17 protein-coding genes are annotated in these 20,700 nt (G+C 37.3%); 7 read left to right on the top strand and 10 right to left on the bottom strand.

Features of this window, described 5'->3' with window-relative positions:
• Positions 1–43 precede the first annotated feature (43 nt).
• Positions 44–1,606, top strand: coding sequence for an NAD(P)/FAD-dependent oxidoreductase (locus ACFQO1_RS06830; protein WP_380217242.1), 1,563 nt, complete (start codon positions 44–46; stop codon positions 1,604–1,606).
• Positions 1,607–1,678: 72 nt separating this feature from the next.
• Complete coding sequence (locus ACFQO1_RS06825; protein ID WP_380217241.1) at positions 1,679–2,878, top strand: GAF domain-containing sensor histidine kinase; 1,200 nt, start codon at positions 1,679–1,681, stop codon at positions 2,876–2,878.
• Between the two features lie 245 nt (positions 2,879–3,123).
• Here ACFQO1_RS06825 and ACFQO1_RS06820 read toward each other — a convergent pair whose 3' ends face one another.
• The 3 genes from ACFQO1_RS06820 to mnmE all read right to left on the bottom strand — a co-directional run bounded on the left by ACFQO1_RS06820 (position 3,124) and on the right by mnmE (position 5,197).
• Entirely contained in the window at positions 3,124–3,348 is a 225-nt protein-coding gene (locus ACFQO1_RS06820; RefSeq protein WP_380217240.1) for a hypothetical protein, read from the bottom strand.
• Positions 3,349–3,532: 184 nt separating this feature from the next.
• Positions 3,533–3,691, bottom strand: a complete 159-nt coding sequence (locus ACFQO1_RS06815; RefSeq protein ID WP_380217239.1) for a hypothetical protein — start codon at positions 3,689–3,691, stop codon at positions 3,533–3,535.
• Positions 3,692–3,799: 108 nt separating this feature from the next.
• Positions 3,800–5,197 (bottom strand): tRNA uridine-5-carboxymethylaminomethyl(34) synthesis GTPase MnmE, encoded by a 1,398-nt coding sequence (mnmE, locus tag ACFQO1_RS06810; protein WP_380217583.1) that lies wholly within the window; start codon positions 5,195–5,197, stop codon positions 3,800–3,802.
• Positions 5,198–5,315: 118 nt separating this feature from the next.
• Here mnmE and ACFQO1_RS06805 point away from each other — a divergent pair, with 118 nt between their 5' ends.
• Together ACFQO1_RS06805 and ACFQO1_RS06800 are read left to right on the top strand one after the other, a co-directional pair.
• Entirely contained in the window at positions 5,316–5,441 is a 126-nt protein-coding gene (locus ACFQO1_RS06805; protein WP_380217238.1) for a hypothetical protein, read from the top strand.
• Positions 5,442–5,463: 22 nt separating this feature from the next.
• Positions 5,464–5,826: a DUF4870 domain-containing protein gene (locus ACFQO1_RS06800; protein WP_380217237.1), complete on the top strand. Its 363-nt coding sequence runs from the start codon at positions 5,464–5,466 to the stop codon at positions 5,824–5,826.
• A 45-nt stretch (positions 5,827–5,871) separates the two neighbouring features.
• Here the strand turns inward: ACFQO1_RS06800 and ACFQO1_RS06795 are convergent, their stop codons facing one another.
• The 7 genes from ACFQO1_RS06795 to ACFQO1_RS06765 all read right to left on the bottom strand — a co-directional run bounded on the left by ACFQO1_RS06795 (position 5,872) and on the right by ACFQO1_RS06765 (position 13,989).
• Complete coding sequence (locus ACFQO1_RS06795) at positions 5,872–8,157, bottom strand: TonB-dependent receptor family protein (protein ID WP_380217236.1); 2,286 nt, start codon at positions 8,155–8,157, stop codon at positions 5,872–5,874.
• A gap of 6 nt (positions 8,158–8,163) precedes the next feature.
• A complete protein-coding gene (locus ACFQO1_RS06790; RefSeq protein WP_380217235.1) occupies positions 8,164–8,862 on the bottom strand; it encodes a class I SAM-dependent methyltransferase in 699 nt (232 codons plus the stop codon).
• A 190-nt stretch (positions 8,863–9,052) separates the two neighbouring features.
• A complete protein-coding gene (gene dnaN, locus ACFQO1_RS06785) occupies positions 9,053–10,171 on the bottom strand; it encodes a DNA polymerase III subunit beta (RefSeq protein ID WP_380217234.1) in 1,119 nt (372 codons plus the stop codon).
• 147 nt (positions 10,172–10,318) lie between these two features.
• Positions 10,319–12,121, bottom strand: coding sequence for a gliding motility-associated ABC transporter substrate-binding protein GldG (gene gldG, locus ACFQO1_RS06780; protein WP_380217233.1), 1,803 nt, complete (start codon positions 12,119–12,121; stop codon positions 10,319–10,321).
• Positions 12,122–12,123: 2 nt separating this feature from the next.
• Positions 12,124–12,837, bottom strand: coding sequence for a gliding motility-associated ABC transporter permease subunit GldF (gene gldF, locus ACFQO1_RS06775; protein WP_380217232.1), 714 nt, complete (start codon positions 12,835–12,837; stop codon positions 12,124–12,126).
• 23 nt (positions 12,838–12,860) lie between these two features.
• Complete coding sequence (locus ACFQO1_RS06770; protein ID WP_380217231.1) at positions 12,861–13,157, bottom strand: putative quinol monooxygenase; 297 nt, start codon at positions 13,155–13,157, stop codon at positions 12,861–12,863.
• Position 13,158: 1 nt separating this feature from the next.
• The gene (locus ACFQO1_RS06765) at positions 13,159–13,989 is read right to left on the bottom strand and encodes an SAM hydrolase/SAM-dependent halogenase family protein (RefSeq protein ID WP_380217230.1); all 831 of its coding nucleotides are present in this window, start codon (positions 13,987–13,989) and stop codon (positions 13,159–13,161) included.
• Between the two features lie 108 nt (positions 13,990–14,097).
• Between ACFQO1_RS06765 and ACFQO1_RS06760 the strand changes: the two genes are divergently transcribed.
• From ACFQO1_RS06760 to ACFQO1_RS06750, 3 genes are all read left to right on the top strand, one after another.
• The gene (locus tag ACFQO1_RS06760; protein WP_380217229.1) at positions 14,098–15,054 is read left to right on the top strand and encodes a PhoH family protein; all 957 of its coding nucleotides are present in this window, start codon (positions 14,098–14,100) and stop codon (positions 15,052–15,054) included.
• Between the two features lie 29 nt (positions 15,055–15,083).
• A complete protein-coding gene (locus ACFQO1_RS06755) occupies positions 15,084–16,031 on the top strand; it encodes a phosphoribosylaminoimidazolesuccinocarboxamide synthase (protein ID WP_380217228.1) in 948 nt (315 codons plus the stop codon).
• A 463-nt stretch (positions 16,032–16,494) separates the two neighbouring features.
• Positions 16,495–20,700: beta strand repeat-containing protein (locus ACFQO1_RS06750; protein ID WP_380217227.1), on the top strand; the 4,206-nt coding region annotated here is incomplete at its 3' end.

Below are 20,700 nucleotides of genomic sequence, written 5' to 3'. Positions count from 1 at the left end.
GAAGTGATCACATCGACAAAATTTTTAACCTATCTTTGGCGTCATGAGTATACTTGTTCAGATTTCTATACTACCCAATCAGCAGGAAGATGTACCCTATATTCTTGAATTAGGTCTTGCGAAGGCAAAATTATATAAAAGTGACCTTAAAGATTGGCGCATTCGAAAGCGCTCTATCGATGCACGAAGAGCTCCTGTAAAATTAAATCTTCAGCTGGAATTTTGGACCAAAGAAGATACTATTTCAACAATTTCGCCCTTTATTCCGAAGCAAGTAACCGATAAAAAATCAATTGCCATTATTGGTGCCGGACCTGCAGGATTATATGCTGCTTTACGTGCTATTGAAGTGGGATTAAAGCCTGTAGTTTTTGAAAGAGGAAAAGATGTGCGTGAACGTAGAAGAGATCTTGCCAAAATAAATAAAGAGCATATTGTCAATCCCGATTCAAATTACTGTTTTGGTGAAGGTGGTGCAGGAACGTATAGCGACGGAAAGTTATATACCCGCTCCAAGAAGCGCGGAAATGTGTTAAAGGCCTTAGAATGGTTTGTGCATTTTGGCGCAGACGAAGATATTTTGGTAAATGCCCATCCGCATATTGGAACTAATAAATTGCCGAAGATTATTACGACCATGCGTGAAGCAATTATCGAGGCTGGGGGAGCAGTACATTTTAATTCGAAGCTCACCAATCTTAAAACCGAAGGTAAAAGTATTTCAGCAATAGAAATAAATAATTCAATCTGGCATTCTTTTGATACAGTAATTTTAGCGACGGGTCATTCTGCCCGCGATATTTTTTATTTGCTTCATAAAAAGCAAATTAAAATTGAAGCTAAACCTTTTGCCATTGGGGTAAGAGTGGAGCATCAACAGCAACTTATAGATCATATTCAATACCATGGCGATAGCGATAATCCGTATTTACCACCCTCATCCTACGCATTGGTAGAGCAAGTTGATGGACTAGGAGTGTACTCTTTTTGTATGTGTCCTGGCGGAATTATCGCACCTTGCGCTACCGCACAGGAAGAAGTTGTCACCAATGGTTGGAGCCCGAGTAAACGTAATAATCCGTATGCAAATTCAGGAATCGTAGTTAGTGTCGCGCCTGAAGATCTGCCAAATTATGTGGAAGGAGATCCGTTTGTATGTCTTGAGTTTCAGCAAAAAGTAGAAAAAGATTGTTGGGAAGCAGCCGGAAAAACTCAAGCTGTACCAGCACAGCGGATGATCGATTTTGTAGAAGGCCGAGTGTCTAAAGATTTTCCGAAGACCTCCTACCAACCCGGAATAGTTTCTGTCGACCTCCATAAAGTGTTACCGCCAATGATCGCAAAACGATTGCAAAAAGCTTTTAAAGTCTTTGGAAGAAAAATGAAGGGGTATTATACCAACGAAGCAGTATTGCATGCTCCAGAAAGCAGAACGTCATCGCCCATTTCAATTCCCAGAGATCCTGAAACACTGGAGCATGTTGAAATTTCAGGATTGTATCCGTGTGGAGAAGGAGCAGGATATGCCGGGGGAATTATTTCTGCTGCCATAGACGGAATTAACTGTATAGATGCAATTATTACCAAAAAAAATATACTTCAGTAGCATCTATTTTTATTATAGTACATTTATACATTCATACGTAAATAAAGAATTTACAGTAAGCCAAGTATTTTAATGAGCGAATTAGCAACCATTTCAGAAACTGAACGATTAGAATTTCTTCATTCATTAGAATTGTTAGATACCCTCCCAGAAGGTGAGTTTGATGCTATAACTGAGATGGCTTCTAAATATTTAAATGCTTCCGTTTCGCTATTTAGTTTGGTTGATAAAAACAGACAATGGTTTAAATCTACGGTTGGCTTTGAAGCCTGCGAAACACCCCGAGACGTTTCCTTTTGTGCACATGCCATTACACAACCAGATCTTTTTATAGTTGAAAATGCAGATAAAAATCCACTTTTTGCTAAAAATCCTTTAGTCACAGCAGATGAGAATCCTATAAAATTCTATTCGGGTGTCCCAATTATATTAGAAGGTAAATATGCAATAGGAACCCTTTGTATCATAGATCACGAGCCCCGAACTTTAAGTGATGATGAAAAAGTACTACTAAAGAATTTAGGGAAACAAATAGAAAAGTTAATGGAATTACGTCTGTTGCATCTCAAATCTGAAGAACAAAAAAAGCGATTGGTAATTCAGCATGAACGTCTCACAGAATTTGCGGGGGTGATCTCACATGACATGAAAATGCCACTTGCGAACCTCATCATTACAAGTGATATTTTACGAAAAAAATACAGCAGCATACTAGATAGTGAAGGGGTAAATTATCTCGAATACTTAAAAAGTAGTTCTCTTACTTTGAGTGACTATATTTCAAATATTTTACGATACTATGAGAGTGATGATGTTACTGGACAACCTAAAAGCACATTTGATATCTACGAATTATTGGAAGATATCGTAGAGTTATTACAGTTGAATGAAAATTTACATATTACGATTCCAGAGGATAATGTGATGATACATTCTAATAAATCTGCTTTAGAACAGGTGATTTTAAATCTTCTTACAAATGCCATTAAATATAATGATAAGGAAATAGCAGAGATTGAAATTACGTGTAGTAAAGATGAAAAATACTATAATTTTTCAGTTATTGATAATGGTCCAGGTATAGAGGCTCTTCAAATTCCCCTCATTTTTAATTTATATGAAACTCTAGGAAATATAGATAATAAAGGAAAGAAAGGACATGGGATAGGCTTATCTATGGTCAAAAAGATTTGCCAAGGTTTGGGAGGTGATATTAAAGTTTCAAGTGAGTTTGGCAAAGGTGCTCAATTTGATTTTTGGATAGCTAGCTGATCCTAATGCTGTGAGTGGTCATTATTCGTTTTCTTACTAATAGTTTTCAATCTCGCTTTTCTGAGTTTTTTACCCATTTTGTCATAATAAGCATACCGCAATTTTTTTTCTTTTAGAAATTTCGATGCTCATCAACATTTCTTTGGATACTTAGGTAGCGTCATCTCTGTAGCCATAGAAGGCAGACGAGTACAAATAAAAAGTCCCACCAGAAGGCAGGACTTGATACGATAACCAGAGGTTACTTATTTTATTTCTTTTACTGCAGTCGCGGTAGTATCTGCAACAACTTCAGTTGAAGCTTCAAGAGCTGTAGCAGCAGATACTTCTTCAGTAACAGGAGTTTCAATTTGAGACTCAACTGCAGAAGTTTCTTCTACTGTTTCTTCAGTATTTGTTGTGGTTTCCTTACAAGAAGAAAATGTTACTACTACCAATAATGCGAATGCACTAAAAATTACTTTCTTCATTTGTTTAAATTAAAGATTATGTGTTAAAAACGGCGCGAATGTAGTACAAATTTTGATTGAAAAAACAAAGTGATCAAAATTTTTAGATTTATTTTTTAAATTACTTAAGATAAGTGTGTTACGGGTATAGGTTTTTTGTTTTAGAAAAAATATGTGTATAGATGAGCTATGAAAAGAAAAAGAATTACTTGTTCCCGGTTTGCTCTTTCGATATTTTTAGAATCTCTTTTAACCGCTGTTTTCTGACTTCTTTTTCAGAAACTGCCTTCTTCTTTTTTCGAGCCATAAGCTTGGAGTGCTTGGCTTTATTCTTGGTGTTTTTTTCTTTTCCTTTTTTTGGCACTACTACTTTTTTTATTTATAAATCCAGAAATTCGCTAGCAAAAAATAGAGATAATTGATTTTTCTAAAGTCGAAAATTTTCTAAATCAATTACTTTCCGATGCACTAATTATTTCCCGATACAGAAATTGGCAAAAATGTTTCCAAGCAAATCATCATTTGTGATCTCCCCGGTGATTTCACCAAAATAATATAACGCCTGTCTAATGTCAATTGCCATAAGATCTCCCGATAAGCCCGCGTCTATCCCTTCCTGAACTTTATTTATTTCTTCCAGCGCTTTTAACAAGGCATCATAATGACGTGTATTGGTCACAATCGTATCATTATTTCGCAACGCTCCGGTATTTACAAATTCAAGCAGTATAGTTTTAAGTTCTTCTACACCTTGTCCAGACTTTGCTGAAAGTAAATGAAGATGATTGATATTAGAAGTTAGATCGTTGATTTCTGAAGGTTCCAATTGATCTACTTTGTTTGCAACTACTACTAGTTGTTTCTGCGGAAACCTATTTCTTATTTTTTCAATTTCCGTCCGAATGTTTTGAGATTTTTCACGTTTCTTACGAATCACAGTTGCATCAAATAAATAAATAGTCACCTGCGATTGTTTAATTTTTTCAAAAGTTCGCTGAATGCCCAGCCCTTCGATCGTATCTGTGGTTTCTCGAATTCCAGCAGTATCTATAAACCGAAAACTTATCCCGCCAATCGATATTTCGTCTTCAATCGTATCTCTTGTGGTTCCTGCGATGTCACTTACAATCGCACGCTCTTCATTTAACAGCGCATTGAGTAAAGTAGATTTTCCTACGTTGGGTTCGCCAACGATGGCGACCGGAATTCCATTTTTTAAAACATTTCCTGTGGCAAAACTATCGATAAGGCGTTTAAGAACATGGGTAATTTTTGAAATTAATTTCTGAAACTCTTCTCTGTTGGCAAATTCTACATCTTCTTCGGCGAAATCTAATTCGAGCTCGATAAGGGAAGCAAAATTGAGCAACTCCTCTCGAAGTTTCTTGATCTCATTTGAAAATCCGCCACGCATTTGCTGAATGGCAAGTTGATGAGATGCTTCCGAATCACTCGCGATGAGATCTGCAACAGCTTCTGCCTGACTCAAATCCATTTTTCCGTTCAAAAATGCTCTCAATGTAAACTCTCCAGCAGTTGCCATGCGACACCCTTTCCGAAGACATAATTGTATAATTTCTTGCTGAATAAAACTACTTCCGTGGCAGGAAAACTCAACAACATCTTCACCAGTATAACTATTTGGATTTTTAAAAACCGTTGCCAGTACTTCATCTATGACCCGGCTACCATCCATGATATGTCCCAGATGAACGGTATGTGTTTTTTGGTGCGATAGGTTCTTATTTGAAACAGAGGTGAAAATTCCTGAAGCTATTTTAATCGCTTCATTTCCAGAAAGTCGTATTACTGCAATAGCCCCTGCACCAGAAGGTGTTGCCAGTGCTACTATGGTATCATTGTAAATCATCATTGCAAAAGTACAAAGAATCAAAATGCTATCGTACCGATGTAGACTTCAGATTTAATGAGATTTTTTGTAACATTTCTCTTATTTTTACTACCTATTTATTAAATGCGTATCAATTATGAGTGAAGAGAAAAAACCTTCAGAAAACAGTAACAAGAATTTAATTATTCCGCTGGTACTATTTATTGGAGTTTCGATTGCAGCCTTTCTTATTACAACCTTTATAATTAATATGTTTAAATAGTAATCACCTAACATCAATCAAAATGGAAGTCATCAATTACTCAGCAAAAAGAACCGATACCCAATTATTGGTTATCACACATTTATCACAATTATTGACGTATGTCACAGGATTTGGAGGGCTTATTGTTCCGTTAGTTCTCTGGTTAACTCAAAAAGAACTAGTGACTGGAATGAACGAACACGGAAAGTCCATCGTCAACTTTCAATTAACTGTTTTGTTACTTAGTATCCTAAGTATTCCTGCTATTTTGTTATTTGGACTCGGAATTCTAAGTCTTATATTTATTGGTATTGTCGCCTTTGTGCTGCCAATTGTGAATGCTGTAAAAGCGAGCAAAGGAGAAGCGCCAAGTCATTTTTGTACGATACGGTTTATAAAGTAATTCGTTTATACATGAAGTACTAATCCACTCTCTGAGTGGATTTTTTTATAAAGAATAGTGAATTCCTAGACTAGCAAAATAATTTCTGGGCAATCCCGGATAAAAGTACCTAGGTTCATTACCGCCAAAGCCTGAAGCATTGATAAGAATGGAGGAAGCATAGGTTTTATCCAATACATTATTGATTCCTGCGGAAAATGACACTTTGATTTGGTTTCCCACCTCAAAGTCGTAACCGCCTTTGATATTTAAGAGTTCATAACTTGAGGCATACAAATCATTTTCATCCGTAATAGGCTGACTGCCAATATACTGAAAATTGGAAAGGATATAAAAACCTTTCGAATGTTTTAATCGAATGCCAGTGGTGACTTTTTTATCAGGTACTCCAGGCAGTTCATTACCTGAAAAATCCTCCTCTTCATCTACAAAATCAATAAATTTATGAAAGTTAAATTCGGTATTGATAAATGCTGAAAGCAATAGCTTTTCTGAAAAAGTAAGATCATAAGTAAGACTTGCTTCTAATCCTCTATGATGTGTTTTACCTGCATTTCTCCCTATAAATTGATCATTACCAATACGCTCTGCTACTACCAAATCATCTATAGATAGCAGATATGCTGCAGCTTTGATACGTAGGCTATTACGAAATAAGGAAAGGGAACTACCCACTTCATAATTCCAGCCTGTTTCGGGTCCTATATCTGGATTTATAACACCCTCTGGGGTTAATGTTTCTTCTAATCCAGGATAATTAAACCCTCGACTAATATTCAAAAAAATGGTAGTATTTTCTGAAAACTGATATAGTGCGTTGAGTGTGGGAGCTATAATGATATCAAAATCTCTTTCAGCCGAAGTATCAGCAGTTCCTTTATTAAAATGATCATCGTAGGTATACTGTGTTTTATTAGTATTTACACCTACTTGCAATTCAATTTTTTCAGAAATAGAGGTTCTTAGTGATGCAAAAACATTAATCTGACTGCGTTTTTCTTTGTTATTACTCAATAATTCGCCTTCCAGACTTCCTTCTCCATCGTTTTGCTCATATAAATTGTCAATGGTTTGCCAGCGGTAGTGATCCTGATACACTTCAGTTCCAACATCAATACTGGTTTTTCTCTCATTAAGGAGTAGCTCTTTTGAAAAAACGGTTCGTGCTCCATAGCCATGGGTAATCTCATCCAGAATATTAAAGGGTCGTGGCTCATAATGATCTAGATAGGTGTAATAGACACTTGTTTTATTGGTGAACGTTTCAGATAATAGTGAAGTTAGACTCAGCCCCACAAGCGTCTCTCTATTGTTTTCAAAACCTTTCGCTTGATCCCATGTAAAAGCCGCCTGAGTCGGGTCTTCGTTAAATGCTGTTTCCCCTAGACTGCTGGCAATTTGTGCAAAATTATTAGTGTGATTCAATAAAATATCTAATTTATTTTTTTCTGAAAGTGCATACGAAGCATTAAATAAATACGTGTTTCGGTTATACTGATTGTTGTCACGATATCCATCCAGCTGTAAATGATCATAATTAAAATGAAGAGTTAGATTTTCTTCTCTAAAACCTAATCGTGTCGAATTTTTTAATAATCCATACGAACCTACAGTTGTGTTATTTGATATTTTGGCGCTATTATTTCTTAGTTCTTTAGAAGTTAGTAAAAGTGTGCCGCCAAGGTTTGTTCCATAAAGTGTGGCCTTGGGTCCTTTTACTATTTCTAGTGATTCTAAATCTTCCGGATTATACCTATCGATACTTGTTTCTCCCACACCATTTGTAATTGGAATTCCGTTGAAGTAGCCTCTTATTTTGTTGGTTCCAAAAAGCGTTCGGGAGCCTACTCCTCGAATGGTGATACGATTGGTATTGATCGCGCCACTTTGAATATAGACTCCGGGAGTCGTATTTACAGCCGCCACAAGATCCACGGGACTATACGTTTTAATAATCTCTTCGGAAACTTCAGTCGTAGGAATGAGCACATCACTCTGTTTAAATTTTTCTGAAGTAAGGAAAACCTCCTCTAAAGGTTCCAGATTTTGGGATTGCTTTAAAATATAAAAATCTTCTTCTTTTGTTATGATAAACGTTTCAGAAGAAAACTTAGGATGTTTTAATAGTACAGTAATTGGTAATTTTGAATTGAGGTGAAATGAAAAGAAACCATCAGAATTAGTTGTAGAAACTAGCTTTTCAGCATAAAATAATTCAGCATTCACTATGGGAATATTGATTTCTGAATAAATAGTTCCCGAAATATTTTGACTAAATCCAATACTACTAAATACTAGTAAAAATACTGTAAGTTTTAGTCTTAGTTTCACAGGAATTTATTTAGCAAGAACTAATAGAGAATATCCGCCCATCAATTTAACGGTAAAATCCTTATTAATTTTAAACATTAATTTTCTAGGAATCGCCGCTATTCTTGTCTTTAATTTTTTATTTGGCAAGTCTAACATGCCAGCAGTATAAAACGAATCAATAATTTCGTACCCACAATCTTCTAAAGTGGCTAAAGCAGTTTGTTTAGTAAAATAATGAAGATGCCCTACAGCTTCACGGGTTTTCATTGGAACATTTCTAAGTACTCCAAGGACATCAATATCTAATGGAATATGGAATATAGTATAGTTAGCTTTTTTTCTACACGATCTTATAAATCCTAAATAATCATCTACATGCTCAAAGACATCCATCATGAGTAATAAATCATACCTGTTTTCTGTTTCCAAAAAGTTAGTATGCTTAAACTGTAAACGTTCTTTCTCTCTCTTCTTTGCCTGAGAAATTGCATCTATAGAAACATCATAGCCTGTATAATTGATGTCATTTTTTAATTTATGGTGCAACTGATTTAAAATTTCACCAACACCGCATCCAACTTCTGCAATAGATTTGATTTCTAAAGGATTACGATCAAGCATTTTTATGATTTGCTTCGCCTTCCAGGGAGAATCTTCTACATGCCAAGTCGGATTATTCTTTAAATAGTCGCTATTTTCTTGCGTATATATTTTTTCTGTCATTTTTTAGGTATTCCAGATAGCAAACTTAATTTTTTATAACGGAATCAGATTAGTTATAAGTAGATTTTTGTCATATCCAAGGCTCTTTCCAGCTCTTTTAGAGTACTTATCTTAAAAACTCGAAACAAAATAAAAAAGTCTGCACTCTTTTTGGGGAATGCAGACTTTTAATATCGTTTAAATTCAACTATTAATTATTCAACATCACAGGCATTACCAGCATCGTCACTTTTTCGCCTTCATCCAGACCGTCTACAGGAGTTAAAATACCTGCACGGTTAGGTAATGACATTTCCAAAGAAACATCGTCACTGGTCAGATTATTTAGCATTTCTGTAAGGAAACGGGAATTGAAACCTATTTGCATATCATCACCTTGATAATCACAGGTTAAACGTTCCTCTGCTTTGTTACTATAGTCAATATCTTCGGCAGAAATGTTTAATTCAGCTCCTGCTATTTTTAAACGTATCTGATGCGTCGTCTTATTACTAAAGATGCTTACACGTCGTACACTATTTAAAAACTGAGTACGGTCTATTGCTAGTTTATTAGGATTTTCTTTAGGTATTACCGCTTCATAGTTAGGGTATTTTCCATCGATCAATCGGCAGATCATTTCGGTATTATCAAAAAGAAATTTTGCGTTACTGTCGTTATACTCAATGGTCACATCATCTTCGCTACCGGCCAGAATACTCTTTAAAAGATTTAAAGGTTTTTTCGGCATAATAAATTCTGCAGTTTCAGAAGCCGTGACATCTTCTCTGGTATATTTCACCAGTTTGTGAGCATCTGTTGCAACAAAGGTTAAATTTTCAGAAGAAAACTGAAAGAAAACTCCACTCATTACTGGACGTAGGTCATCGTTTCCGCTGGCGAAGATTGTTTTGCTAATGGCTGTTGCGAGAATATCTCCTTGGATGACGGTTGCTGTAGGATCCTTTAATTCGACTGCGTTTGGGAATTCCTCTCCATTAGCATATGCCAAAGCATATTTCCCGTGATTACTACTTATTTCAACAGTATTGTTATCTTCGACAGTAAATGTTAAAGGCTGTTCTGGAAAGGTTTTTAACGTGTCGAGCAAAAGTCTTGCAGGAATACATACGCTCCCTTTTTCGTTGCTCTCTACATCCAGTTTTGACGAAATAGTCGTTTCCAAATCTGAGGCCGAAACTGTAAGGGAGTTTCCGTCGAGATTAAACAAAAAATTATCTAAAATTGGCAGGGTATTGTTGGAATTAATAATGCCGCCTAACACTTGTAGTTGCTTCAGTAAATACGTACTTGATACAATAAATTTCATTAAAATAAAGTCTAAAAGATTCGTTTTTTTCAGTCGGCCTTATAGCCAAAAACACTAACTATAAAGATACAGTATTAGCCACAAATATATTTTAAAACTCAGCTTTGTGAAAGGGAACTTATTAACATTTTTTCCTCAAAAGTATTCCTAAACTCCTCTGTATTTTTTCCTTCTGAAATAACTAAAAATAATTCCAAAAAGAGCCAAAATCACTAACGGAAGCCCAATGCTAAGCAGTTGCCATTGTGTTCGTTTTTCTGAAGATTTTTCGGGGTCAAGAAACGGTACCGCAATTTCTTTGGTTCTAATGTTTATAAGTCCGGTGTCGTCCAGTAAATAATTTACCGTATTTAATAAAAATTCTTTGTTGCCATATAGCACATTGACAGATTTGTCAAAGCCTAATTCTAAAGGTCTATTTTTATCAAATTGGTTAGCGATCACATCGCCATCGCTTATCACAACCATTTTAGTTGGGATGCTTTCTTTTTTGGCTTCGGAAAGTTGAAAGGGTGTCACTCTATTTGCAAAAAAGGAGGGGAATTTTCCTTCTAACAATACTGCCATAGGTACTTCTCCTGCTGCATATTCTTCCGGATTTGGACCTTCGTTGACAATTTTTAGGTTCTTCGGAATTTCCTTTTCAAAATCTACTTCATAGGGTAATCCTACTAATTTTGTAATAGGAGAGGAGCTTAGCAACACTGTTTTTTTAACTTGGTTAGGAAGGGTGTCTATTCCGCTTACATTTTCAAACTTTACCCCTTCAAGATTCGTCACAATAGGATGGTTATTTGCACTAGAACTTAAGGGGCTTAAAAACCATGGATACTGATTGTATTGGGATTCATTTTCACTGCCTGTTGCTAATACAATGGGTGCAGAATAAAGGTCCTTAATAAGGTTCGGATTGATACGTACTCCGTATTTGAAGAACTGATCTCCAAGGTTTATATCCTTCGGAAAGATATAAGTTCTGCCAGAAACTGAATCCCGTTGCTGTTGTGTCGCATCCATAAGCCAGAGGGATGCTCCGCCATTCATAATGTATTGATCTAGCACATATTTTTCGGCATCGGTAAAAGCTTCCGTAGGCTTTGCAGCAATGACAAGATCAAAGGTGTTGAGTTGCTCCAGTGTTCTTTTTGGATTTGCTGCAACCGAATCCAAAGTAAAAGGTGCCAGATTGTAATAATCTCGTAGGGTTTTTAAGAAATCTGCCAGATAGCGGTCTTCCAGTTCACCATTTCCTTTCAAGATAGCAACACGCTTGCTTTTTGGATTTACCAGCTTGTTGAAACCATCTGTAAACGCATACTCTAAATTTTGTAACGAACTGTTGACGCGTTCCTGAGTAGTGGCACCCAACTGATTTTTAAGCAAAGGAATAACCACAGAGCGATCGTTATAGTATGCCACTGCCCACGGATAAATAACTGCGGTACTTACTTTGCCGTTTTCCCGAACCTGAACCTGTGCGCCCTTAACACCCTCATTTAAAAAGCTAAAGTTCCTGCCTTCTCGATTATAAATTTCTACAATATTCTGCCACTCTTTTTCGGTTATTTGTTGCGATTGGAATAGTTTTTTTCCTTCATTATATCGTTGCGCTGCGGCATTAAAGGTAGCTTCAGCTTCTTGCATGTATTGATTCCCATTGATAAACTCGTACTGTAATTCCTCGTATTCATCATTAAACTCATCCAGTAATTGACGGGTTTCTTCCTGCAGCCTTTTAAATTCAGGTGGAAAATCACCTTCCAGAAACACATCCACATAGATTGGCGCCTTTGCAGCGGCCAAGGTATTAATGGAAGCTTCAGAAATTGTATAGCGTTTATCCTGTGTGAGATCGAACCGTTCGTATACATATGCACTAATCACATTCAAAAGTATAAGTCCAATGACAACAAAAAATAGTGTTTTGATATGTGACAAATTCTCTTTCACTATTATTTTTTCCGAAGTTTAAAAACTGTAAATGCTAAAAACATCGCAGCTATGCTTAAAAAATATACAATGTCTCGAGTGTCTAAAACACCTCGGGCTACGCTATTAAAATGAGCTTTCATTCCGAATTGAGCAATATTGAATTGAGACACTAGATTTCCAATTCCCTCAAACCCGTAATACACAAAAAAGCATAGAAAAACAGCAATGATAAATGCTACTATCTGATTTTGAGAAATGGTAGAAGCAAAAATTCCTATTGCTGTATAGGCGAGGACTAAGAACAATAACCCGATATAGGAACCAAGAATGCTTCCTACATCAAAATTACCTTGTGTTGCTCCTAAATTTGAAATAGCAATAATGTAAGTTGCGGTAGGAATGATCGCCAAAATAATTAAAAGTACAGCTCCAAAATACTTACCTAAAACGATGTTTTGTAGAGTGATGGGTTTTGTTAATAATAATTCTAATGTTCCAGTTTTTTGCTCTTCACTAAAAGCCTTCATGGTCACTGCCGGAATTAAGAACAATAATATCCATGGTGCAAAATCAAAAAAGGAGGAAAGGTCTGCAAAACCTGCATCTAAAATATTAAACTCCCCAGGAAAAACCCATAGGAACAAACCATTAACAACTAGAAATAAGCCAATGACCAAATACCCTATGGTACTGGAAAAAAAGCTATTAATTTCTTTTCGTATGATTGCAGTCATTTCCTTTCGATCAGCTTACTTCATTAAGATAATTGCTCTAGAGTATCCACACTCCAAGCTTCGGGTTTTGCGGTAAACATTGCTTTGGTCGTTTTCCAGATCCCACGAAATAGATCGCTATTTCGATACTTTTCCAAAGACGATACTTCATTCCAACGGCTATAGGTAAAAAAGATTGTATCATCATTTTGATCACGATACAATTCAAGAAATTCGCAACCTTCAAAATTTCTAATTTTTTGCTTTACTTCTTCAAAATTATATAAGAACTGCGGAATGTGTTTCGGTTCAAATTTCATTTTTACAATGCGTGTAAACATATTATTCAAAATTTACAGTGATAGTATCTCTAAAATTCAACCCGAATAGCGTCGAGGCACTTCCCACTGTCGATGGATTACTTTTATAAATAGCAATTTCGAGATAATTGGATGAGTTCCAAAGTGCCAGTTTTTTTCCGTCTTCCTCTCTTTTTTCTACAGGAGTTTCAAAATTGATTGCTTCGCTATAATGTGTATACACCTTCGTAAAACTTGTAGTGCGAACAGCAATTTTAAAATCTCTCCCTTTTCCTATATCTTCAAATAATGATTTGGTGATATTACTAATTACATTTCCGTAGTTGTCAATATAAATTACATTTCCAATAATCTGATTTCCTTTTTGATTTACTACTGGTTTGATACCAGTAAGTTCTTTGATTTCATTGATTTCTTTTCCTATTACTTCAAGTGTACCGCCCCTTGCGATATGACAGGCAACTTGAACAAAAACATCCAATACAGGGAAGTTAGTAATGATTCTATCATGGATATTTATTTCAACGATTTTTTCAGGTTTAATCTCGCTGGCAAGCATAGAGATGATGCCATTATTTGCACAGACAAAATAATGACCGTCCAGATAGACTGCAATGTGTTTATTCTCAGGATTTAGTTCACTGTCGATTCCAATTATATGAATTGTTCCTGGTGGAAAACTTTTGTATGCATTCTGAATGATATAGGCTGCCTCAGGAATATGAAATGGTGACACGCTGTGAGAGATATCAACAATTCTAATTGTATCTAACTCGCTATAGATAGCCCCCTTTACCGCACCAGCAAAGTGATCTTTCTCTCCAAAATCGGTCGTCAACGTAATAATGGGCATAGCGAATTGTTGATATTTTGTTGAAATAACTCCTACAAAAATAAGCTAGTTTTGTAATAGTAAAAACTATATTTACACATAGTATAAAATCTTATAAACAACTCGCTTTTGAACGAACTCATCATCGAACTTACCGAAATAAGCCCAAGAGATTTTTTTGGTCTTCAAAATTCAAATATTGATTTATTAAAAAAATACTTTCCAAAACTTAAGATTGTTGCTCGGGGTAGTAAAGTAAAAGCCTACGGTGATGAAGAAGTCTTAGAAGAGTTTGACCGGCGTATTACGATGTTGCTGGAACATTTTGCCAAATACAATAAAATAGACGAAAACGCAATTGAACGCATATTGTTGAGCAGAAGTAAGGATGAGTATCAAACTTCAGAAAAAAGCGGCGAAGTTCTGGTTCATGGAGTCAATGGAAAATTAATTAAAGCTCAGACTGCCAATCAGCGAAAGCTTGTGGAAATTATGGAGAAGAATGATATGGTTTTTGCTGTAGGACCTGCAGGAACTGGTAAGACCTATACGGGAGTTGCGCTTGCAGTAAAAGCATTAAAAGAAAAACAAGTCAAAAGAATTATTTTAACACGTCCAGCCGTAGAAGCAGGAGAAAATCTTGGATTTTTACCTGGAGATTTAAAAGAAAAATTAGACCCTTATATGCAGCCATTGTATGATGCATTACGGGATATGATTCCACATGAGAAACTAGAAAGTCATATGGAAAAAGGGGTCATACAGATTGCACCTATGGCATTTATGAGAGGAAGAACATTGGACAATGCCTTTGTTATTTTAGATGAAGCTCAAAATACCACTCATGCGCAAATGAAGATGTTTTTAACACGTATGGGAAAACATGCGAAGTTTATGATCACTGGAGATCCTGGACAAATTGACTTACCACGTCGCGTGATTTCAGGCTTAAAAGAAGCATTACTTGTTTTAAAAGATGTCAAAGGAGTTGGAATGATCTATCTTGATGATAAGGATGTAATCCGTCACCGCCTAGTAAAAGAGGTGATTTCTGCCTATAAAAGTATTGAGAATCTGGACTCTTAAGTCCTTTGAAATAAAACGACTCAATCGCTATGAGTACTACGATTATAAAGACCAATTTTAATTTTCCTGGACAACTAGGTGTATACCACGGAAAGGTTCGCGAAGTTTATACCTTAGAAAATGATAGGCTCTTAATGGTGGCGACCGATCGGCTAAGTGCTTTTGATGTTGTCATGCCAAAAGGGATTCCTTACAAAGGGCAAATACTGAATCAGATTGCTACAAAAATGATGAAGGCTACTGAAGACTTGGTCCCTAACTGGTTGATAGCAACTCCAGATCCTAATGTTGCTATTGGTGTTGCTTGTGAGCCCTTTAAAGTTGAAATGGTGATTCGAGGCTATATGAGTGGTCATGCTGCTAGAGAATACAAAGCTGGGAAGCGTAAGTTATCTGGCGTTGAAATGCCAAAAGGGATGAAAGAAAATGATAAATTTTCTCAACCTATAATTACGCCTGCAACCAAGGCAGAGATGGGTGATCATGACGAAGATATATCCAGAGAAGATATTATAAAGAGGGGTATTGTTTCTGAAAGTGAGTACCTTCAGTTGGAAGATTATACCAGAAAATTATTTCAGCGGGGTTCTGAAATTGCCGAAAAGCGAGGATTAATCTTAGTGGATACCAAATATGAATTCGGAAAGACAAAAGACGGAAGAATCCTTTTGATAGATGAAATTCATACGCCCGACTCGTCTCGGTATTTCTATGCCGAAGGGTACGAGGAGCGACAAAGGAAGGGCGAGCCACAAAAGCAATTGTCTAAAGAATTTGTACGGCAATGGCTTATTTCTGAAGGTTTCCAAGGACTGGAAGGCCAAAAAGTTCCATTTATGAGTGATGCTTATATCGAAACTGTTTCAGAAAGATATATAGAACTCTACGAAAATATCACGGGGGAAACATTTGTTAAGGCAGATGTTTCCGCCATACACCAGCGTATCGAAAAAAATGTGCTTACCTATTTAAAATAGTTTCTATGCACGAATCAAATTTCAGAAACAGACTGAAAATTTAGTTTTCTTTTACTTTTAATTTCTCAAAGTTGGCGAAGCTTTAAGTTTTTATTAAAGCAAATTGAAAAACTGTATAAAATTTGAACAGTTTTCAGTTTTTTCTCACTTGCCTTGCAGGTATTTAGATTGTTTTTTTCATAGTTTTTTGGAAATCTAAACAAAATGTTAAATAATTGAATTTCAGATTATTTAACATAATTTCGGAAACCGAACCCCTATTTCTCTACGTAAATTATTTGAAATCTACCTGTCCATTAGTATAGGCGGTTCAATCTAACGAACTAAAGAGAATGAAAACAACATTACATTGCAATTTTATTTTTGCCGAAGTATTACGTGCTCAACAAAGCTTGTAATACTTTTTTTATGCGTTGTTTTCTCCTTAGTAAGTATTTAATATATAGTAACCTAAAAAAAAATTATGAAAAACGAAACTACTCGAAATTGGCTGTTGCTGGTTTCAATTTTACTAACGACCTTAACTTCGGTTGGGCAAACCACGTACACGGTTTCCAGTGGGAATGATTCTGGACCTAATACGCTTCGTCAAGCAGTACTTGACGCAAATGCGAACCCTGGAGCAGATATTATTCGTATTAACCTGTTTGTTAATCCAGTACTAACAACTGGAACAATTACCATTACAGAATCAGTTAGTATTACTGCTACTGGTGCAAATATTAACGCTGCAGGTAATAATGATAATATTTTTACCATTACAAATGCAGGTACTGTAAATATTTCGACAGTTAACTTTAGGAATGGAACAGCTACTAATGGTGGTGCTATTTTTACTGACAATACAAATCTTAATATTTCTAGCAGTACGTTTCAAAATAATACTGCAAATGGTCCTGCTGGAAGTGGAGGAGCCATTTTTACACAAGGAACAGGTACTCTAAGTATAAATGCTGGATCATTTATTGGAAATACAGCAAATAGAGCAGGTGGCGCTATCGAAGTTCAATCTAGCGATAATTTAACTATCACTGGTTTCACAGTTTTACGTGATAATAGTGTTGTTGGACCTCCTGGAAACGGTGGAGCAATACATATAACAGGTGCTGCTAATTCATCTATTAATGCAAGATTTCTAAGGAATACAGCCGCAAGTGAAGGTGGTGCATTATGGAATGGTACAGGAACGATGACACTAACGGGTTGTGACATTGATGGCAACATTGCCAGTGGAGCTGCATCTGCCAATGGAGGTGGTGGTATCTTTAACAACGGTGGTGATGTAGTGATAAATAATTTAACAGTAGGAATTGTACCCAGAATTACACGAATTATAAACAACATCGCTAACGGAGCCGCTGGTTCTGGAGGTGGTATACATAGTAATGGAGGATCGGTTACAGTAACTAGTAATGGAACATTACCTGCAAGTCGTATTGTACTAAGAGGAAATCAATCAGTCCGCGCAGGTGGTGGTATTGAAATCTCTGGTGGTACATTAACATTGACAGATGTTACTTTAAACTTAAATGACACAGGGGTTGCATTAGGAGCTGCACCAGGAAATGGTGGTGGACTTCATGTTACAGGAGCTTCAAACACAACTATTATTCGCGGAATAGTAACAAATAATGTTGCTGCTTCAGAAGGTGGAGGACTTTGGAATAACACTGGCGAAATGACCGTTTCAGATACTGAAGTTTCTGGAAACTCAGCTAATGGAGCCATGAGCGACAATGGTGGTGGTGGTATTTACAATGAAGGAGGAGACCTAACAGTTGGTGGTACTTCACTTATAAATAATAATACTGCAACGGGAACAGCAGGTTCTGGTGGAGGTATCTTTTCTAACGAAGGAAACTTGACAGTTGACGGAATTACAATTTCAAACAACACAGCCAATAGAGCTGGTGGAGGTATTGAAGTTGTTTCTGCATCTGGAAATTTTACATTTAATGGACTTACGCTTTTAAGAAATACTGCAAATGGTGGAGTTGCTCCTGGTAATGGCGGTGGATTTCACATTAGTGGGGCAGGAACTACTACATTTACAAGCTGTACCGTTGATCAAAATACAGCAGTAGAAGGTGGTGGTCTTTGGAATGGAACAGGTATAATGACTATCAATAGTGATTTCTTAGGTGGAAACACAACAATAACTAATAACATCGCTACGGGAGATGCTCCCGAACAAGGTGGTGGAGGTATATATAATGATGGGGGAACTCTTATAGTCGAAAGTGGAGTAGGAGGTTTTCCGTTTGTGGAAATGTTTAGTAATGCTGCAACTGGAACTTCTGGTTCTGGTGGGGCAATTTTAAGCACAGCAGGTACTTTAAATGTTACTGGTGCTTTTATTACTGGTAATGGAGCTAATAGAGCGGGTGGTGCAATTGAAATTATTGACGGTACGGCTAATTTATTAGATCTTTTGATAGCTGCTAATGATGTGAATGGAACCGTGACGGGCGGGACACCTAACCCAGGAAATGGTGGAGGAGTTCACGTTACAGCCAATACCGCGATCGTTACTATAAGTGGTTCTGTAGTGGTAAATGTTGCTGCTAATGAAGGTGGAGGGCTTTGGAATAATGGAGGAACTATGAATGTTATTTCAGCTGGCGGCATTTTTGCCGGCGACTCATTTGTAGAAGACAATACAGCCTCTGGTGATGGCGCTGCCAATGGTGGTGGTGGTATATTTAATAATGGAGGTATACTAAACTTAGATCCAGGTACTGTTGTAAGACAAAATATAGCAGATGGTACTGCCGGTTCAGGTGGAGGTATTTTTAATAACTTAGGTGGTCAATTAAATATTGACGGTGTTTTAATTGACGAAAACCAAGCTACTAGAGCTGGTGGAGGTATCGAAATAGTATCTGTTGCTGGTGAAACGTTCACTTTCGATGACGTTACTTTGGATGCAAACATTGCAAACGGCATAACAGCATCAGGTAACGGTGGCGGATACCACATTACTGGAGCAGGAAATACTGTTTTTACCAATAGTACAATAACAGATAATATAGCTGTAGAAGGTGGTGGTCTTTGGAACAACGCTGGAGCAATGACTGTAACTGATACCGAAGTTTCTGGAAATGAAGCGACGGGTAACGATGCAACCAACGGTGGTGGTGGAATTTACAATGAAGGCGGAGCCTTAATAGTTGATGGTTCTTCATTAATTGATAGTAATGATGCAACAGGAACTGCTGGTTCTGGTGGAGGAATTCTTACAAATGAAGGTAGCTTAGTAGTTGATGGAATTATAATTTCCAACAATACTGCCAATAGAGCAGGTGGTGGTATTGAAGTAGTTTCAGCTACAGGTACATTTACTTTTGACGGCCTTACGCTGTCAGGAAATACTGCTAATGGAGGAACAGCGCCGGGTAACGGTGGTGGATACCATATTACAGGAGCGGGCGCAACCACCTTTTTAAATAGTACAATTACCGGTAACACAGCAGTTGAAGGTGGTGGTCTTTGGAATAATACAGGTGTGATGAATGTTGAGACATCTACAATAGATGCCAACATAGCCACTGGAGACGACGCAACCAATGGTGGTGGTGGAATTTTCAATAATGGAGGTACATTAAATGTTGACGTAACCCCAGTAACTAATAATATCGCAAATGGTGTAGCTGGTTCTGGTGGAGGACTTCACAGTACCGACGGAACAGTTACCTTAACAGGAACTGTGCTTACAGGCAACCAAGCGGTAAGAGCTGGTGGTGGTATAGAAATTGCCGGAGGTGATTTAATCATGGACGGAGTTACTTTAGATACAAATGACACAGGAGTAGCACTTGCAGGTACAAATCCAGCGAACCCTGGTAATGGCGGTGGTCTTCACGTAGGTGGAACGGCCAATGCTACTATTACAGGTGGAACAGTAGATACCAACGTAGCCGCTTCCGAAGGTGGTGGACTATGGAATGGTGGTGGAACGATGGAATTGATCGGCGTTCCCGTAACCAATAATACAGCAAGCGGTGACGCTGCCGATAACGGTGGTGGAGGTATCTACAATGATGGAGGAACCTTAAACGCGGATGCTGATACTCAAGTTGATTCAAATATAGCTAACGGAACTGCTGGTTCTGGTGGTGGTATCTTGAATGCTGCGGGCACAGTTACCTTAATTGGAACAACCGTAACCAACAACACGGCGAATAGAGCCGGTGGAGGTATTGAAGTAAACGGAGCAGCAACTACAAACCTTACAGATGTTATCTTAAGCAACAATGAAACAGGAGCTGCACCAGGAAATGGTGGTGGACTTCATGTTACAGGTCCTGGAAACACGAACGTTACAGGAGGAACTGTAGACAGTAATATCGCTGCCAATGAAGGTGGTGGACTGTGGAACGGTTCAGGAACAATGACTTTGATAGATGCAACAATCACAAACAACGCTGCAAACGGAGATGATGCTGGTGCTGCAGGAGGTGGTGGAATCTATAATGAAGGCGGAATTGTTGAGGCAAGTGGTGCAACCTTGATAGACAGTAATACAGCAACAGCTGGAGCTTCTGGTTCTGGTGGTGGTATCTTGAATGCTGCGGGCACAGTTACCTTAATTGGAACAACCGTAACCAACAACACGGCGAATAGAGCCGGTGGAGGTATTGAAGTAAACGGAGCAGCAACTACAAACCTT

Source organism: Jejudonia soesokkakensis, assembly GCF_042664795.1.
Classification (GTDB): Bacteria; Bacteroidota; Bacteroidia; order Flavobacteriales; family Flavobacteriaceae; genus Jejudonia; species Jejudonia soesokkakensis.
Note: the sequence above shows the minus strand (reverse complement) of the source record. Positions and strands in the feature narration are given on the sequence as shown.

Coding starts and splice junctions, on each gene's coding strand:
- ACFQO1_RS06830 (WP_380217242.1), top strand. CDS start 44: ATGAGTATACTTGTTCAGATTTCTATACTACCCAATCAGCAGGAAGAT.
- ACFQO1_RS06825 (WP_380217241.1), top strand. CDS start 1,679: ATGAGCGAATTAGCAACCATTTCAGAAACTGAACGATTAGAATTTCTT.
- ACFQO1_RS06820 (WP_380217240.1), bottom strand. CDS start 3,348: ATGAAGAAAGTAATTTTTAGTGCATTCGCATTATTGGTAGTAGTAACA.
- mnmE (WP_380217583.1), bottom strand. CDS start 5,197: ATGATTTACAATGATACCATAGTAGCACTGGCAACACCTTCTGGTGCA.
- ACFQO1_RS06805 (WP_380217238.1), top strand. CDS start 5,316: ATGAGTGAAGAGAAAAAACCTTCAGAAAACAGTAACAAGAATTTAATT.
- ACFQO1_RS06800 (WP_380217237.1), top strand. CDS start 5,464: ATGGAAGTCATCAATTACTCAGCAAAAAGAACCGATACCCAATTATTG.
- ACFQO1_RS06790 (WP_380217235.1), bottom strand. CDS start 8,862: ATGACAGAAAAAATATATACGCAAGAAAATAGCGACTATTTAAAGAAT.
- dnaN (WP_380217234.1), bottom strand. CDS start 10,171: ATGAAATTTATTGTATCAAGTACGTATTTACTGAAGCAACTACAAGTG.
- gldF (WP_380217232.1), bottom strand. CDS start 12,837: ATGACTGCAATCATACGAAAAGAAATTAATAGCTTTTTTTCCAGTACC.
- ACFQO1_RS06770 (WP_380217231.1), bottom strand. CDS start 13,157: ATGTTTACACGCATTGTAAAAATGAAATTTGAACCGAAACACATTCCG.
- ACFQO1_RS06765 (WP_380217230.1), bottom strand. CDS start 13,989: ATGCCCATTATTACGTTGACGACCGATTTTGGAGAGAAAGATCACTTT.
- ACFQO1_RS06755 (WP_380217228.1), top strand. CDS start 15,084: ATGAGTACTACGATTATAAAGACCAATTTTAATTTTCCTGGACAACTA.